The organism is Salinibacterium sp. ZJ450, from assembly GCF_011751885.2.
GTDB lineage: Bacteria > Actinomycetota > Actinomycetes > Actinomycetales > Microbacteriaceae > Ruicaihuangia.
The window spans coordinates 203004-217848 of sequence record NZ_CP061771.1 but is presented as its reverse complement, the minus strand read 5'-3'; the positions used below and the strand labels follow the sequence as shown (position 1 = coordinate 217848).

General features: G+C 68.9%; 17 protein-coding genes. 12 read left to right on the top strand and 5 right to left on the bottom strand.

From position 1 onward, the window contains the following. Positions 1–110: 110 nt before the first annotated feature. From HCT51_RS01125 to HCT51_RS01110, 4 genes are read left to right on the top strand one after another with little or no spacing between them, the layout of a single operon-like run. The gene (locus tag HCT51_RS01125) at positions 111–992 is read left to right on the top strand and encodes an ABC transporter ATP-binding protein (RefSeq protein WP_166876111.1); all 882 of its coding nucleotides are present in this window, start codon (positions 111–113) and stop codon (positions 990–992) included. Next, positions 989–1885: an ABC transporter permease gene (locus HCT51_RS01120; protein WP_166876114.1), complete on the top strand. Its 897-nt coding sequence runs from the start codon at positions 989–991 to the stop codon at positions 1883–1885. Before HCT51_RS01125 ends, HCT51_RS01120 begins: the two co-directional genes overlap by 4 nt. Before the next feature lie 36 nt (positions 1886–1921). Continuing rightward, complete coding sequence (locus HCT51_RS01115; RefSeq protein ID WP_166876119.1) at positions 1922–3118, top strand: sensor histidine kinase; 1197 nt, start codon at positions 1922–1924, stop codon at positions 3116–3118. Beyond that, complete coding sequence (locus tag HCT51_RS01110; protein ID WP_166876123.1) at positions 3115–3744, top strand: response regulator; 630 nt, start codon at positions 3115–3117, stop codon at positions 3742–3744. The genes HCT51_RS01115 and HCT51_RS01110 overlap by 4 nt, the downstream gene beginning before the upstream one ends. Positions 3745–3890: 146 nt before the next feature. Here the strand turns inward: HCT51_RS01110 and HCT51_RS01105 are convergent, their stop codons facing one another. The 3 genes from HCT51_RS01105 to HCT51_RS01095 are packed head-to-tail and all read right to left on the bottom strand — an operon-like array spanning position 3891 to position 5838. Continuing rightward, positions 3891–4988, bottom strand: a complete 1098-nt coding sequence (locus tag HCT51_RS01105; RefSeq protein ID WP_166876128.1) for a UDP-N-acetylmuramate dehydrogenase — start codon at positions 4986–4988, stop codon at positions 3891–3893. After that, positions 4985–5395, bottom strand: a complete 411-nt coding sequence (locus HCT51_RS01100) for a MaoC/PaaZ C-terminal domain-containing protein (protein WP_166876132.1) — start codon at positions 5393–5395, stop codon at positions 4985–4987. Before HCT51_RS01100 ends, HCT51_RS01105 begins: the two co-directional genes overlap by 4 nt. Continuing rightward, a complete protein-coding gene (locus HCT51_RS01095) occupies positions 5392–5838 on the bottom strand; it encodes an FAS1-like dehydratase domain-containing protein (RefSeq protein ID WP_191413695.1) in 447 nt (148 codons plus the stop codon). The genes HCT51_RS01100 and HCT51_RS01095 overlap by 4 nt, the downstream gene beginning before the upstream one ends. 54 nt (positions 5839–5892) lie before the next feature. On the opposite strand from HCT51_RS01095, the gene HCT51_RS01090 reads away from it, so the two are divergent. Then, complete coding sequence (locus HCT51_RS01090) at positions 5893–7350, top strand: sensor histidine kinase (RefSeq protein ID WP_166876137.1); 1458 nt, start codon at positions 5893–5895, stop codon at positions 7348–7350. Then, complete coding sequence (locus HCT51_RS01085; RefSeq protein WP_166876143.1) at positions 7351–8010, top strand: response regulator transcription factor; 660 nt, start codon at positions 7351–7353, stop codon at positions 8008–8010. 79 nt (positions 8011–8089) lie between these two features. Here HCT51_RS01085 and HCT51_RS01080 read toward each other — a convergent pair whose 3' ends face one another. Continuing rightward, a complete protein-coding gene (locus tag HCT51_RS01080; protein WP_191413693.1) occupies positions 8090–8605 on the bottom strand; it encodes a hypothetical protein in 516 nt (171 codons plus the stop codon). Between the two features lie 195 nt (positions 8606–8800). Between HCT51_RS01080 and HCT51_RS01075 the strand changes: the two genes are divergently transcribed. From HCT51_RS01075 to HCT51_RS01060, 4 genes are read left to right on the top strand one after another with little or no spacing between them, the layout of a single operon-like run. Continuing rightward, positions 8801–9901, top strand: coding sequence for a cupin domain-containing protein (locus HCT51_RS01075; RefSeq protein WP_166876148.1), 1101 nt, complete (start codon positions 8801–8803; stop codon positions 9899–9901). Further along, entirely contained in the window at positions 9898–10731 is an 834-nt protein-coding gene (locus HCT51_RS01070) for a fumarylacetoacetate hydrolase family protein (RefSeq protein ID WP_166876152.1), read from the top strand. The genes HCT51_RS01075 and HCT51_RS01070 overlap by 4 nt, the downstream gene beginning before the upstream one ends. A 4-nt stretch (positions 10732–10735) precedes the next feature. Then, positions 10736–11488: a maleylpyruvate isomerase family mycothiol-dependent enzyme gene (locus tag HCT51_RS01065; RefSeq protein WP_166876157.1), complete on the top strand. Its 753-nt coding sequence runs from the start codon at positions 10736–10738 to the stop codon at positions 11486–11488. A 2-nt stretch (positions 11489–11490) separates the two neighbouring features. Further along, a complete protein-coding gene (locus HCT51_RS01060) occupies positions 11491–11943 on the top strand; it encodes a MarR family winged helix-turn-helix transcriptional regulator (protein WP_166876162.1) in 453 nt (150 codons plus the stop codon). A 1-nt stretch (position 11944) separates the two neighbouring features. Here the strand turns inward: HCT51_RS01060 and HCT51_RS01055 are convergent, their stop codons facing one another. Further along, complete coding sequence (locus tag HCT51_RS01055; protein WP_166876166.1) at positions 11945–13168, bottom strand: FAD-dependent monooxygenase; 1224 nt, start codon at positions 13166–13168, stop codon at positions 11945–11947. A 92-nt stretch (positions 13169–13260) separates the two neighbouring features. Between HCT51_RS01055 and HCT51_RS01050 the strand changes: the two genes are divergently transcribed. Beyond that, positions 13261–14073 carry an IclR family transcriptional regulator gene (locus HCT51_RS01050; protein ID WP_166876171.1) on the top strand — a complete coding sequence of 271 codons (813 nt, stop codon included), beginning with the start codon at positions 13261–13263 and terminating at the stop codon, positions 14071–14073. Positions 14074–14077: 4 nt separating this feature from the next. Continuing rightward, positions 14078–14842 carry an SGNH/GDSL hydrolase family protein gene (locus HCT51_RS01045; RefSeq protein WP_166876174.1) on the top strand — a complete coding sequence of 255 codons (765 nt, stop codon included), beginning with the start codon at positions 14078–14080 and terminating at the stop codon, positions 14840–14842. Positions 14843–14845: the final 3 nt, after the last annotated feature.

Genomic DNA, 14845 nt, shown 5'->3' with positions numbered 1-14845 from the left:
GTCGGCGTCAGACACGAGCGGGTCAAGCCCGCGGCATCCACCGATCGGTTGAGCCGAATTCAGCCGGTGCATCACTGGTCGGATGTCGCGGCCTTCGCCAGCATGGAGGCATGACCTCTTCAGACCTGGCCGTCCGCGTGCGCGACCTGCGCAAGACGTACGGTGACTTCTCCGCCGTCGACGGCGTGAGCTTCGACATCCATCGCGGCGAGACCTTCGCCCTGCTCGGCCCGAACGGGGCCGGCAAGTCCACCACCATCGAGATCCTCGAGGGCTATCGCGACCGCACGAGCGGCGAGGTCACCGTACTCGGCGAGGACCCGCAGCGCGGCCGGCTCGACTGGAAGGCGCGGCTCGGCATCGTGCTGCAGGAGACCGGCGAGCAGGGCAACGTCACCGTGCGGGAGCAGCTCGCCCACTTCGCCAGCTTCTACCCAAACCCGCGCAACGTCGACGAGGTGATCGCCGCCGTCGGGCTGGAGCAGAAGGCGGGTGCCCTGATCCGCACCCTGTCCGGCGGGCAGCGTCGCCGGGTGGACGTGGCACTCGGCATCGTCGGCCGGCCGGAACTGCTCTTCCTCGACGAGCCGACCACCGGCTTCGACCCGGAGGCCAGGCGGCAGTTCTGGGACCTGGTGCGCGAGCTGAGCGACGAGGGCACCACGATCCTGCTCACCACGCACTACCTGGACGAGGCCGCGCAACTCGGTGACCGCGCCGGCATCATCGCGAACGGCGGGCTCGTCGACATCGGGCGGATCGACGAGATCGGCGCTCCGGATGCTCGGGTCCCCCTGGTGCGCTGGCGGGAGAACGGCGTGCCCCAGGAGCGACGCACCCGGGAGCCCGGGGCGGTTGTGGCGCAACTGTTCGATGCTCTCGGGCATGAGCCCGACGGCCTCGAGGTGGTGCGACCCACCCTGGAAGACGTGTACCTCGGCCTGGTCGGACACCACGCCACCGAAATCATCGAATTGGAGCGGGCATCATGACGGTTTCGACAGGCTCAACCAGCGGAGTCGGCTCAACCAGCGAAGTCGGCCTAACCAGCGGAGGCGGCAACCGCAACCGCACCCGCCCGAACGCCCTCGCCCTCGGCGTCCGGCGGGTCGGGTACGAGGTGAAGAGTTACTTCCGGCAGAAGGACGGCCTGGTCTTCACCTTCCTGTTCCCGATCATCATGCTGCTGATCTTCTCGGTCGCGTTCAGCGAGGCGAGCTTCGGCCAGGACGCCGACGGCAACGACGTGACCGCCGCCTGGTTCTACCTGCCGGCGATGCTCGCGGCGGGCCTGCTGCTGAGCGGGGTGCAGAACCTCGCTGTGGACATCGCGACGGAGAAGAGCGACGGCACCCTGAAGCGGCTCGCCGGCTCTCCGCTGCCGGTATTCAGCTACTTCATCGGCAAGATCGGCCAGGTCTTCGTCACCGGCGTGCTGCAGGCGGCGCTGATCGTCGGCGTCGCAGCACTCGCCTTCGGGGTGCCTCTGCCCAGCGAGCCAGAGAAGTGGCTCACCTTCCTTTGGGTGTTCGTGTTGGGCATCGTGACATCCGCTGCCCTCGGAATCGCACTGAGCGGCGTTCCGCGCTCCGGAAAATCGGCGACCGCGGTCGTGATCCCGATCGTGTTGCTGCTGCAGTTCATATCGGGTGTGTATCTGCCGTTCTCGCAGCTGCCGGACTGGCTGCAGGGGTTCGCCAGCGCCTTCCCGCTGAAGTGGATGGCGCAGGGGATGCGCAATGTGTTCCTGCCGGAGAACTTTGAGGCGCTCGAGGTGGGCGGCGTCTGGGATCTGGCCGGTGTCGGGCTGTGGCTCGGCGTCTGGCTGGTGGCGGGTCTAATCCTCTGCAGACTGACGTTCCGCTGGATCCGCAAGGACAGCTGACCTACGGCGCGCGCCGGAGGGTGGCAAGGTGAGGATATGCAAACTTTGAAGTGGTGGCACGTCGTGTTCAGCGGCGTGCCACTGCTGCTGGTGCTCGTTGTCCTGCTCTCAGCAGAGGACCCGGCCCACGGGGCTGGCGCCGTGATCGCGCTGGCCCTGGTTCCCGCCAGCTGGTTCGCGTTCGGCCGACGGTCGTTCCAGTCGCGCGCGGTTGGTGTGACCTTCTTCGCCGTGTTACTGGTGCTGCTCGCAACCGCCATCTCGTTCTCACCGAACACCGCGATCCTGCAGGCGCTCGCCTTCCCGTTCGCGTGGACCTTCTCGCGGACGAGGCGCGAGGTGATGGTCACCAACGTGCTGGTGGCCGTCGCCGTGGGCAGCGGCTTCTTCCTGGCGTTCGGTCAGGAAGCGACATCCGTTCCACTCATCCTCTTGACCATGGGCTTCTCATTCGCGCTGAGCATGGCGATCGGGTTCTGGATCAGTTCCGTCGAGGTTCATTCCGCAGAACGCGGCCGGCTGCTCGAGGAGCTCACCGCGGCGCAGGAGCAGCTGGCGGTGTTGCACCGGGATGCCGGTGCAACCTTCGAACGGGAACGCATGGCCCGCGAACTGCACGACACTCTCGCCCAGAGCCTCACCGGCATCGTGATGCTGGTGCAGAGCGCCAGACGAGATGCGGATGTCGGTGACCTGGAGCGTGTGCGCGGACGGCTGGAGCTGCTCGAGGAAAGCGCCCGCGAATCGCTCGTGGAGACCCGCACGTTGGTGGCCGCCGGCGTGCCGGTGGCCGTCGACGGCGGCATCGTGCCGGCGCTCCGGCGACTGGCCGCACGCTTCGAACGCGAAACCGGCGTCACCGTCGACGTGGACGCGGACACCGCGCTGCCGACGCTCGCCCGCGACCGGGAGGTGGTGCTGCTGCGCTGCTCGCAGGAGTCCCTCGCCAACGTGCGCAAGCACGCGCACGCCAGCAGCGTGCGCATCGCGCTGCGTGAGCACGAGGGCGAGGTAACCCTCACCGTGCGCGACGACGGGGTGGGGATCGCGCGGCACTCCGGCGTGGGTTTCGGGCTGCCCGGCATGCGGGACAGGCTCGGGCTCGTCGGCGGTTCGCTCGACGTGGCGAGCGACGCCTCCGGGACGGTGCTGACCATGACGATGCCTGGCGGCGTCGCCGTCGCGGGCGAAGGGGTACCCGCCGCCGAGCCGAGCCGGCAGGAGGCCTCATGACCGACACCCCGATCCGCATCCTGGTCGCCGACGACCACCCCATCGTGCGCGGCGGCATCGTGGCGATGCTGCAGGAGTTCCCCGACCTGGCGGTGGTCGGCGAGGCCACCAACGGCCTAGAAGCGGTGAAGTTGGCGGCCGAGCTTGCCCCCGACTTGATACTGATGGACCTGCGCATGCCCGAACTCGACGGTGACGAGGCCACCAGCCGAATCCTCGCCGCGCAGCCCGACATCCGCGTTGTCGTGTTGACGACGTATGAGACGGATGCCGCGATCCTCACTGCGATCGAGGCCGGGGCCAGCGGCTACCTGCTGAAGGCCGCGCCGCAGGAGGAGTTGCTCGCCGGCATCCGCTCGGTCGCCCGCGGCGAGGTGGCGCTGGCCCCGTCGATCGCGGCGAAACTGGTGGACTCGATGCGACGCCCGCCGACGCCGACGCTCACCCCGCGCGAGCTGGAGGTGCTGCGCCTGGTCGCGCAGGGGCAGAGCAACCCGGCGATCGCCCGCACCCTGTTCCTCAGCGAGGCGACCGTGAAGACGCACCTGCTGCACGTGTTCGAGAAGCTCGGCGTCGACGACCGCACCCGCGCGGTGACCCTGGCGATGGAGCTGCGGCTGCTGTAGCCGCCGCCACGACGTGCCCGGCGCGCAGAACGGCAGCGATCGGGGGCGACACTCCGGTCGACGGCGCCCGCGGGCGGCGTGTCGTCACGAAACACTGCCATTCTGCGCGGGTCATCGCCCGAGCAATCGCAGCTCCGGCGGAATTGCTAGTCGCTGCTGACGATCACAGGCTCCGGATGCAGCTGCACACCGAACTCGGACATCACCCGGGTCTGCACGTACCGGGCCAGCTGCAGGATCTCGTCGGCGGTGGCGCCGCCGGTGTTGGTCAGCGCGAGGGTGTGCTTGCTCGAGACGGCGGCGCGGGAGCCGGGCAGCCGGAACCCCCGTGAGATGCCCGAACGCTCGATCAGCCAGGCGGCGCTGAGCTTCACCCGGTCGTCGGCGGGCGGCGGCGGCAGCGCCGGCTCGAAGCCGAGCGGCACCACCCGGTCCGCGACATCAGGCGCCATCGACCAGCGTGGCGCGTCTGTGGGCAGCGACCTGGCGAAGTTCTCGCTCACGATCGGGTTGGTGAAGAACGACCCGGCACTGACCGAGTCGGGGTCGGCAGCATCCAGCACCATGCCCTTCGACGCGCGCAGCGCCAGCACGGCATCCCGCACCCCGCTCAGCGCAACCCGGTCGCCGAGCGGGGCGCCCAGGGCGGTGGCCAGTTGGGCGTAGGCGATCGGCTGGCTGGTGCCGCCGGTGTCGGTCAGCTCGAGTTCGACGGCCAGGACGAGTCCGGCGCGGCCGCGCTTGAAAGTGCTGGTGCGGTAGCCGAGTCCCAGTTGGTCTGCGGTGAGTCGCTCGAGCTCGCCCGACTCGTAGTCGAGGAAGTCGACGGCGACGAGGGCTGCGGAGAGCTCTTGACCGTAGGCGCCGATGTTCTGGATCGGAGCGGCGCCGACCGAGCCGGGGATGCCGGAGAGCGCCTCGATGCCCGCCCAGCCGTTCTCGACGGTCCAGGCCACGAGTTCGTCCCAGTTCTGGCCGGCCTGCACGCGAATGCGGACGGTGGCGGTGGCGGCGTCCGGACCCGACCGGAACACCTCGATGCCGGGCGTCACCACGCGGATCACCGTGCCGTCGAAGCCCTCATCGCTAATCACCACGTTCGAGCCGCCGCCAAGCAACAGCCAGTTCTCGCCCGACCCCCAGACCTCGAGGGTGGTGTCGATGAGTTCCTGCGTGGTGAGCGGCGCGACGATGCGGTGGGCGGGACCGCCGACCCGCAGCGTGGTCAGGTCAGCGAGGTTCACAGTGTGACGCGCACCTGGGCCTTGCCGAGCACGGTCTGCCCGCCGTAGGCCACGGTGAGGTCGATGCGGGCACCGGCGGCGTCCACGGCGCCGACCTTGGCGACCACGGTGACGTCCGCGCCATCCGTGCCGTCAACGACCACCGGGCGGGTGAACTTGACCTGGTAGTCGACGACCTTGCCGCTGTCTCCGATGAAGTCGACGACCGGCTGCACCGCGAACCCCATGGTGAGCATGCCGTGCGCCAGGACGCCGGGCAGGCCCACCGACTCCGCGACGTCGTCGCGGTAGTGGATCGGGTTGAAGTCGCCCGACGCTCCCGCGTACCGCACGAGCGAGTCGCGGGTCAGGTGGAAGGTCTTCTCGGCGATGATGTCGCCAACGGTCAGGTCCACGATGACGGTCATTCTTCTCCCCTGACAACGAGGGTGGATGTCGCGGTCACCACGTGTTCGCCGGCGGCGTCGACCACGTTCGACTGCGCGGTGACCATGCTGTGCGGGCCGAGGGTCTTGACGCTGGCCACGGTGAGGGTCGCGGTGAGCTCGTCGCCGGCGACGATCGGACGGGTGTAACTGAAGCGCTGGTCGCCGTGCACGACCCGACTGAAGTCGATGCCGGCATCCGGTTCCGACAGCAACTGCGCGAGGGTCCGCTCCTGCACCACAACGGCGAAGGTGGGCGGCGCGACGATGTCCGAGTAACCCGCGGCACGCGCGGCATCCGGATCATGGTTGACGGGGTCGGTCGCGAAGACGGCATTCGAGAACTCGCGGATCTTCTCGCGACCCACCAGATACGGTGCGGTCGGCGCGAACTCGCGGCCCTGCAATTCGGGGTTCACTGGCACCCCGACAGTCTAGTTCGGCGTCCGTCCGGGCGAGCGTGTGAGGATTGTCGGGTAATGAGCAGGCATTCGGCGCGCACCCGCCACGTTTCAGTGCGAGCGCGGATCATTCTCGCCATCCTGCTGGTCGCGGCGCTGGGAATGGGCGCCCTGACCGCCTCGGTCTACCTGGTGGAACGGCAGCGTGCCCTCGGCGAGGTGGGCGACCGGATGTATCAGCTGGCCGACGAGCTGACGGCGATCGCCGAGGGCGACGAGGTGGCAGCTCCCCCGGCAACGGTGGAGTCCTTCCTGAACACAGCGATGCAACGCATCCTGCCGGAGCCGAACGAGAGCGTGCTGGGCATCCTGAACGGCGAGGCCGCATACGTGCCGGACGCCAACCTGCCCTTCCGCATCGACGCGGATGCACGCTTCGTCGAGTTTCTGGTCGCCTCCGCCGATCCGACCGCCGTGGTCACCGGCACCAGCATCCTGCCGGTCGGCACCGTGCAGTACTCGATCGTGCCGGTCGCGGTGACCGGCGACGACAGCAGCGGCTTCTACGTGTCGGCGTTCCTGCTTGACCGGCAGCTCGATGACGCCGCTGCGATCCTGCGCACGTCGATCGCCGTCTCGCTGGTCGCCCTGCTGCTGATCGGCGCGGTCGGCTGGTTCGTGTCCGGCAGGCTGCTTCGCCCGCTGCGACGGCTGCGCGAAGCCGCCGGCCGGATGAGCGCCTCCGATCTCAGTGAGCGCATCCCAGTGCGTGGCCACGACGACGTCTCGCTGCTCACCGTCACGGTCAACGACCTGGTCGACCGCCTGGAACGCGCGTTCACCGCGCAGCGTCAACTGGTGGATGACGTTAGCCACGAGCTGCGCACGCCGATCACGATCATCCAGGGGCACCTGGAACTGCTTGACGGTCGCCAGCCGGACAGGGTCGACCGAGTGCGGGAACTCGCCCTCGACGAACTCGCCCGGATGGGCGCCCTCGTCACCGAACTGTCGGTGCTCGCCGAATCCGGCACCACCGGGTTCGTGGTGCGGCTGCCCACCGACGTCGACGAGTTGCTCAGCGACCTGGCGGCGAAGGCGAAGGCGCTGTCGCCCCGGCACAGCTGGCGGGTGCGCTCCGACACCGACGCGCTGGTGCCGCTCGATGGCACCCGCATCACCCAGGCGTACCTGCAGCTGTGCCAGAACGCCGTGAAATATTCGGATGTCGGCAGCATCATCACCCTCGGCGGCGAAACGGTCGGCGACGGGGCAGCCCGGGAACTGCGGCTGTGGGTGCGCGACGAAGGCGTGGGGGTCGCCGAGGCAGACCAGCAGCGCGTGTTCGAGCGCTTCCACCGGGTGGAAACCGGCCGCGGTGTGGAGGGGTCCGGGCTCGGGCTCAGCATCGTCCGGGCGATTACCCATGCGCACGGGGGTAGCGTTCTGCTGGATTCCGAGCCGGGGGTCGGGTCGACGTTCACAATGGTGCTGCCGGCAGCCGAACCCGTCCGAGAAGAAGTAGGAGTCAGCTGAGTGGCCACCATCCTGATCGCCGAAGACGAGGCGCGGATCTCCCAGTTCATCGAGAGCGGGCTGACCGCCGCCGGCTACTCGGTGTCGGTCGCGAGCACCGGGTCGGAGGCCATCGCCATGGCCCGGTCGTTCGAGTTCGACCTGATGATTCTGGATGTCGGCCTGCCGGTGATCGACGGCTTCAGCATCCTGAAGACGCTGCGCGGCGAGGGACACCAGCTCGCGATCATCATGCTCACCGCCCGCGGCAGCTCGATGGATACCGTGCGCGGCCTCGAAGGCGGCGCCAATGACTACCTGTCCAAGCCGTTCCGCTTCGACGAACTGCTCGCCAGGGTACGGCTCAGACTGAAGGATGCCGCGCCCTCGACATCCTCGGACCTGCTCCGCCATGGCGACCTGGAGCTCGATCACCGCACCCGACGCATCTCCGTGGCGGGGAAGACGGTCGACCTGTCGGCCAGGGAGTTCGGTCTCGCCGTGGAGTTCCTGCAACATCCGGAGCAGGTGCTCAGCCGCGAGCAGCTGCTCAGCCGGGTCTGGGGCGTGGACTTCGATCCGGAGTCGAACATCGTCGACGTCTACATCCGGCACCTGCGCGCGAAGATCGGGCGGGAGCGCCTCGAGACGGTGCGCGGCATGGGCTACCGGCTGAAATAGAGAAGCACCCCGGCGGGCGAGTACCGACTCACGTCCGCCAGGGTGCTGGAGGCGCGGCGCGAGGCCGCGGCGGTCTGGGTTAGCGGCTGCGCTCGGTGACGCCACCCTCGACGTCGACCTCGGCCGAGCCGTCAACGGTGACCTCGGCTTCGGCGGCGGCCTTCTTGTTGGCCTGCGTCTTGGCCCACTCGGAGATGGTCTCGCCGGTCTCGCTGCCCGCGACCTCGGAGGCGAGCTTCGACGCCTCGCGGGGAACGAGCGCCACTTCCTGGCTGCGCGCGCTGCCGTTGGCGGCGGCCTCGGCCTGCGCCTCGGCGGCACGGGCGGCACCGGCCGCTGCGGCGGCCTCGGCCGCGACATCCGCTGCCGCCTCTGCCTCGACCGCGGCGTCGACCTCAGCCTCGGCGGCCACAGCGGCAGCGCCCTCGAGCGCCGCGTCGTCGGGGTTCGCCGTCGGCACGGCCACATCGGTGACAGCGACCGGCTCGGTCTCGACCGGGGCCAGAACGCCGTTCGCGGCGAAGGCGGCGCCTCCGATGAGCGTGACGGCGACGGCAGCGGTGGCGGCGGTGAGAGTGATGGACGACTTCTTCATGGTGCTCCTCTGAATCCTGTGCGCCAGACCGATATCCCGGGCGCATGAATCAGGTTGCCAGCCGACCATGACGCAAAAAGTAGAGCCGGGTGAAAAAGTGTTCATCCGATCGACGTGCGCTCTGGACATCGCCGCGCCGCGATGCAATAGTTGGTGTACTGAGTACTTTGGTGCCCAGGATTCGAGGAGGAGTCCATGACTGAAATCACCGACGCGATGAACACGCCCGTCGATGCCGAAACAGAGGCCGAACTCGCGAAGCTCTATGCCGCGTTCGAAGCCAACCACATGTCGCCGCTGTGGACGCAGCTGGGTGACCTGATGCCGATGGTGCCGAGCCCGCAGGCCGTGCCGCACGTCTGGCGCTGGAAGACCCTGTTCGAGCTGGCGCAGAAGTCCGGTGAGCTGGTGCCTGTCGGCCGCGGCGGCGAGCGCCGCGCCATCGGCCTGGCCAACCCCGGCCTGCCCGGCACCGCGTACGCGACGCCCACCCTCTGGGCCGCCATCCAGTACCTCGGCGGTCACGAGACCGCGCCGGAGCACCGCCACTCGCAGAACGCGTTCCGCTTCGTGGTGGAGGGCGAGGGCGTCTGGACCGTGGTGAACGGCGACCCGGTGGCCATGCGCCGCGGCGACCTGCTGCTCACCCCCGGCTGGAACTTCCACGGCCACCACAACGACACCGACAAGCCGATGGCGTGGATCGACGGCCTCGACATCCCGCTGTCACACTACATCGACGTGGGCTTCTTCGAGTTCGGCTCGGAGCGCGTCACCGACGAGGCATCGCCGAACGTGTCACGCGCCGAGCGCCTCTGGGCACACCCCGGGCTGCGCCCGCTCTCGGTCCTCGACGACCAGCGCTCCAGCCCGCTCGCGGCGTATCGCTGGGAGCACACGGATGCCGCGCTGCGCGAGCAGCTGGCGCTGGAGGACGAGGGCTACCCCGCCACCGTCGAGCAGGGCCACGCCGCCATCCGGTACACCAACCCGACCACCGGCGGCGACGTGATGCCGACGCTGCGCGCCGAGTTCCACCGGCTGCGTGCCGGCGCCGACACCGACACCCGGCACGAGGTCGGCTCGTCGGTGTGGCAGGTGTTCGAGGGCGACGGCAGCGTTGTGCTCGGCGGCGTCGAGCACAAGCTCGAGACCGGTGACCTGTTCGTGGTGCCCTCCTGGGTGCCATGGTCGCTGCACGCCACCACCCAGTTCGATCTCTTCCGATTCAACGACGGCCCGGTCATGGACCGTCTGAAGTTTGCCCGTACCTACATCCCTGGAGCACAAAAATGAAGTTGGCCACCCTCCGCAACGGCACCTCAACGGTGGCAGTCCGCGTTGACTCAGACTCGGCCGTCGAGATCGACGGTTTCAGCAACGTCGGCGAGCTGCTGGCAACCGAAGGATGGAAGAGTGTCGCCGAGCAGGCGTCCGGCACCGCGCATCCGCTCAAGGACATCGCCCCCACCCGCTGGGACGCGGTCGTACCGCGCCCGGGCAAGATCGTCTGCGTCGGCCTGAACTACAAGAACCACATCCTCGAGATGGGCCGCGAGCTCCCCGAGTTCCCGACCCTGTTCGCGAAGTTCCCCGAGGCGCTAGTCGGACCGTTCGACGACGTGGAACTGGCCTCCGTGTCAAACCAGGTGGACTGGGAGGGTGAGCTCGCCATCATCATCGGCAGCCCGGCCCGCAAGGTCTCGGGCGAGGCCGCCACGGCCGCGATCGCCGGCTACGCCGTGCTGAACGACGTGACCATGCGCGACTACCAGTACCGCACCCCGCAGTGGCTGCAGGGCAAGACCTTCGAGAACACCACCCCGTTCGGGCCGTACCTGGTCACCGCGGACGAACTCGGCGACGACGCGGTGCTGCGCACCAAGGTCAACGGCGAGACCGTGCAGGAAGTGGCGATCGCCGACCTCGTGTTCGACCCGACCACGCTGGTGTCGTACATCTCCGACATCCTGACCCTGAACCCCGGCGACGTGATCGCCTCCGGCACCCCCGGCGGCGTCGGTCACGCGCGCAAGCCCGCGCGCTACCTGGCCGAGGGTGACATCCTGGAGACCTCGATCGACGGGCTCGGCGCGCAGTCGAACCGCGCCGTCCGCGTGGACTGAGCCCATGGTCGCCCGCACCGACAACGTCACCGATCCGAAGCTGGCGGCAGACCTGCTGCTGGCCCGACGGGGGCAGGCGTACTTCAGCCGCAAGCTGAATGAGCTCTCCGACGCCGAGTTCGCTGAGCCGTCGCTGCTGCCTGGCTGGAGCCGGGCGCACGTGATCGCGCACGTCGGCTACAACGCCAGGGCCATCACCCGGCTGGTCGAGTGGGCGTACACCGGGGTCGAGACTCCGATGTACACCTCCACCGCGCAACGCGGTGAGGAGATCGAGTTCGGCGCCACCCTGCCGCCGATCGCGCTTCGCAACCTGTCCGCGCACGCGGCGGTGCACCTCAACGTGGAATGGCGCGACCTGCCGGAGGACAAGTGGTCGGCGACCGTGCGCACCGCGCAGGGTCGCCTGGTCCCGGCATCCGAAACCGTCTGGATGCGCACCCGCGAGGTGTGGATGCACGCCATCGACCTCGACAACGGCGGCAAGTTCGAGCAGCTGCCCGCGGAGTTCGTCGACCGGCTGCTGCGCGACATCGTCGGCACCTGGAGCAAGCGGGCCGAGACCGACGACAGCATTCCGCCGGTGCACCTGGTCACCCACCTCGGCGACGTGATCGCGGTCGCGGGAGCCGCGGGCGACCCGGTTGCGGTGCACGGCACCGCCGTGGACCTGCTCCGCTGGGCGACCGGCCGGGGCGGCGACCGCGTCAGCTACGCGGACGGGTCTCCGGCAAAACCGGCACCGCGCTGGCTGTGACCATGACCGTCGCGCCGGAGCTGGAGGCGTACACGGGCTTTCTGGTGCGCGCGCTGCAGCAGGTCCATCTGGACCTGTGGGCAGCGGGCGCACCATTCGGCGTCACCGGCATCCAGTTCGGCGTGCTCACCCTCGTTGAGGCGCACCCCGGCATCGACCAGAAGAGCCTCGGCGAGCTGCTGCAGCTGGACCGGTCCACCATCGCCGACCTGGTCGCGCGCCTGCAACGCCAGGGATATCTCGAACGGATTCCGGATGTCGCGGACCGACGCCGCCGGCTGCTCACCCTTACTCGGGCGGGCCGCGACGCGCTGACACCGTTACGCGCCCACGCCGAGGACATCAACGCCCGACTCATCGCGACACTTGCTCCCGAGGAGCAGGCGCAGCTCAGGCGCATCCTCACCACGCTGCTGTCAGCGCGCGAGGATGCGCCCGTGGAGCCTGCCCCCTGACCTACTTCGTGACGGCCAGATTGCGCTCGGCGTAGATCCAGTCGAGGTACTCGTAGCTGTGCGCGTCGCGGCCCTTGTACAGCGCGTTCCGCGCCACCCGGGCGGCGCCATCGACGTGCCAGGACGCGCCCCATTTGCGAGCACTGCGCTGCACCTGGGCGGTGCGCACCGTGCGCTCCGCGGCGAACTCCTCGAGCGCGGCGGGCCAGCCGGCGTTGTTGGCCTGCTCGGCGTTGTCGGCCTGCGCGGCCAGGACATGATTCGCGACAGCGCGGCCGATGGCCTCGGCATCCTCGATCGCCTGGCAGGCGCCCTGCGCCAGGTACTGCAGCATCGGGTGTGCCGCGTCACCGACGAGCACCATCCGGCCCTGCACCCAGGTGCCGATCGGCTCCCGGTCGTACATCTGCCATTGGCGGTCTTTCCAGATGTGCTCGAGGCCCTCGCGGATCGGTTCGACGCAGTCCTTGTACGCCGCTTCGAGCTCTTCGGGTCCTCCCCATTCGGCTTCGCCGCGCTCGAACGCCGGTGACTGGAACACGGCCACCTGGTTGAGCACCTCGCCGCCGCGCAGCGGGTACTGCACGAAGTGGCAGCCCGGGCCGACCCACACCACAACGTCGTCGTGGTGCTGCAGTTCCGGGACCTCGTCGATCGGGCAGGTACCGCGGTAGGCGACGTAGCCGGATGCCACGGGCGCATCGTCTGAGATCTGAGCGCGCAGCGCGGACCGCAGTCCGTCGGCGGCGATCACCGCGTCGACCTCCCAGGTCTTCCCGCTCACCGCGTGCGCGATGGCGCGGTCACCCACGGTCTCGACCCGGTCGATCTGCTCGCTCGTCACGAGGGTGACGCCCGCGTCCCGGGCGGCGTTCAGGAACACGGTGTGCAGGTCGCTGCGGTGCGCAACGACATAGGGGGCGCCGTAGCGCTCGGCGAAGTCGCCGAGCAGCTCTTGCCTGGTGAGTTCCTCATTGGTGATCGCGTCGCGCACCACCAGGTTGTGCGGAACGACTCCGATCGCCTTCACGTTCTCGAGCAGGCCCCAGTCATCGAGGATGCGGGTGGCGTTCGGGCCGAGCTGCAGGCCGGCTCCCACCTCGCCGAACTCGGCGGCCCGCTCGATGAGCGTCACGTTCACGCCGGCCCGGCGCAGCACGAATGCGGTCGCGAGTCCGCCGATTCCACCGCCGACGACAAGAACTTCGGGTGTTGTGGTGCCCATGGTCACTCCTTTATGAACCAACGCCATGATTGGCGCGAAAACTTCCTCCCACTCTGGCAAACCTCTCCGCGAACCGGCACTAGAATTCTGGCGTGCAGAATCAGCCGCTGGCACGTCCGCCGCAATACACGATCGAGTCGGTCGACAGCGCCCTGCACCTGCTGCAGTTACTGCGCGATCATGGCAGCGTGCGAGTGAAGGACGCCGCGAAACAGCTCGGGGTCGCCCCGTCCACCACGCACCGCTTGCTCGCCATGCTGGTCTACCGCGGGTTCGCGATTCAGGACGAGTCGCGGGTCTACCTGCCCGGCCCGGGCCTGGGCGTGATGCCGATCCGCGCGACCTGGACGAGAGCACTGCTCGACATCGCGCATCCGCATTTGAAAGTTCTCTCACACAGCATCACCGAGACGGTGAACCTGATGGTGCGGGTCGGCGCCGCGGTGCGCTTCCTGTCCACGGTGCAGTCCGAGAACGAGGAACGGGTCAGCGACCGTCAGGGGCAGGTGCTCTCGGCTCGGCGCGCGTCGGGCGGCAAGGCGCTGCTCGCCACCGTCGACGAGCGCGTGCTGGAGCGGCTGTACCGCTCGGCCGGGTCGGAGCTGTCGGGCGAGTGGATGACGGATGCCGAGTTCCACGCGTTTCAGCGTGAGCTGGACACGATCCGCCGTCAGGGGTTCGCGATCAACCGGCAGCAGACCGAGCGAGGGGTCTGCGCGATCGGCTTCGCGATTCCCGGCGCCGACGACCGGCCGATCGCGGCGTTCTCGATCGCCACCCCGGTGTCCCGATTCGAGCGGGTGCTGAGCCGGGACACCGTGGCCGCGGCGCTGCAGACCAGGGACGCGATCCACGCCGAGCTCGTGGAGCACGGCATCCGTGTCTCCTCCGGCCGAGTAGCGTAGCCGCATGGGCGAGAGCGCGGTGTTTCGAAGCTACGTGGCCATCGGTGACAGCTTCACCGAGGGGGTCGGCGACGAGTTGCCCGACGGACGCGTGCGCGGCTGGGCCGACATGGTCGCCGCCGGGCTGGCTGCCGCATCCGAGGAGCCGGTGAGCTACGCCAACCTCGCCATCCGTGGTCGCCTGCTCGGCCGGATCATCAGCGAGCAGCTGGAGCCGGCGCTCGCCCTGAAGCCGGAGCTGCTCTCGTTCAATGGCGGCGGGAACGACATGATGCGCCCGCGGATGTCGCTGGAGTACCTGGTCGCCCTCACCCGGCACGTACTGGACCGGGCCGCAGACACCGGAACGCATGTGCTGCTGCTGAGCGGCGCGAATCCGTCGCTGCACCTGCCGCTTGGGGCGGTCATGCAACGTCGCGGCGATGAGCTGGCGGTCGCGCTGAAACCGGTGATCGCCGGCCGTAAGGCCGTCACGATGGTGCACAACTGGTCAGACCCCGAGCTGATGAAGCGTGATTACTGGTCGGCTGACCGGCTGCATCTGAACGCGACGGGGCACGCGCGGGTCGCCCGCAACGTGCTGACCGCACTCGGTGTCGACTGGCACCCGCCGGTAGACGAGTCGGTGGCCGAGCGGATTGGCACGGCCACGTATTACCGGCAGTACGTGCTGCCGTGGATCGGGCGACGGCTCACCCGCAAGTCATCGGGCGATGGCCGGGAACCGAAGTTCGCGGAGCTCACACCGGTGGAACGCCCGCGTCTGTGACGC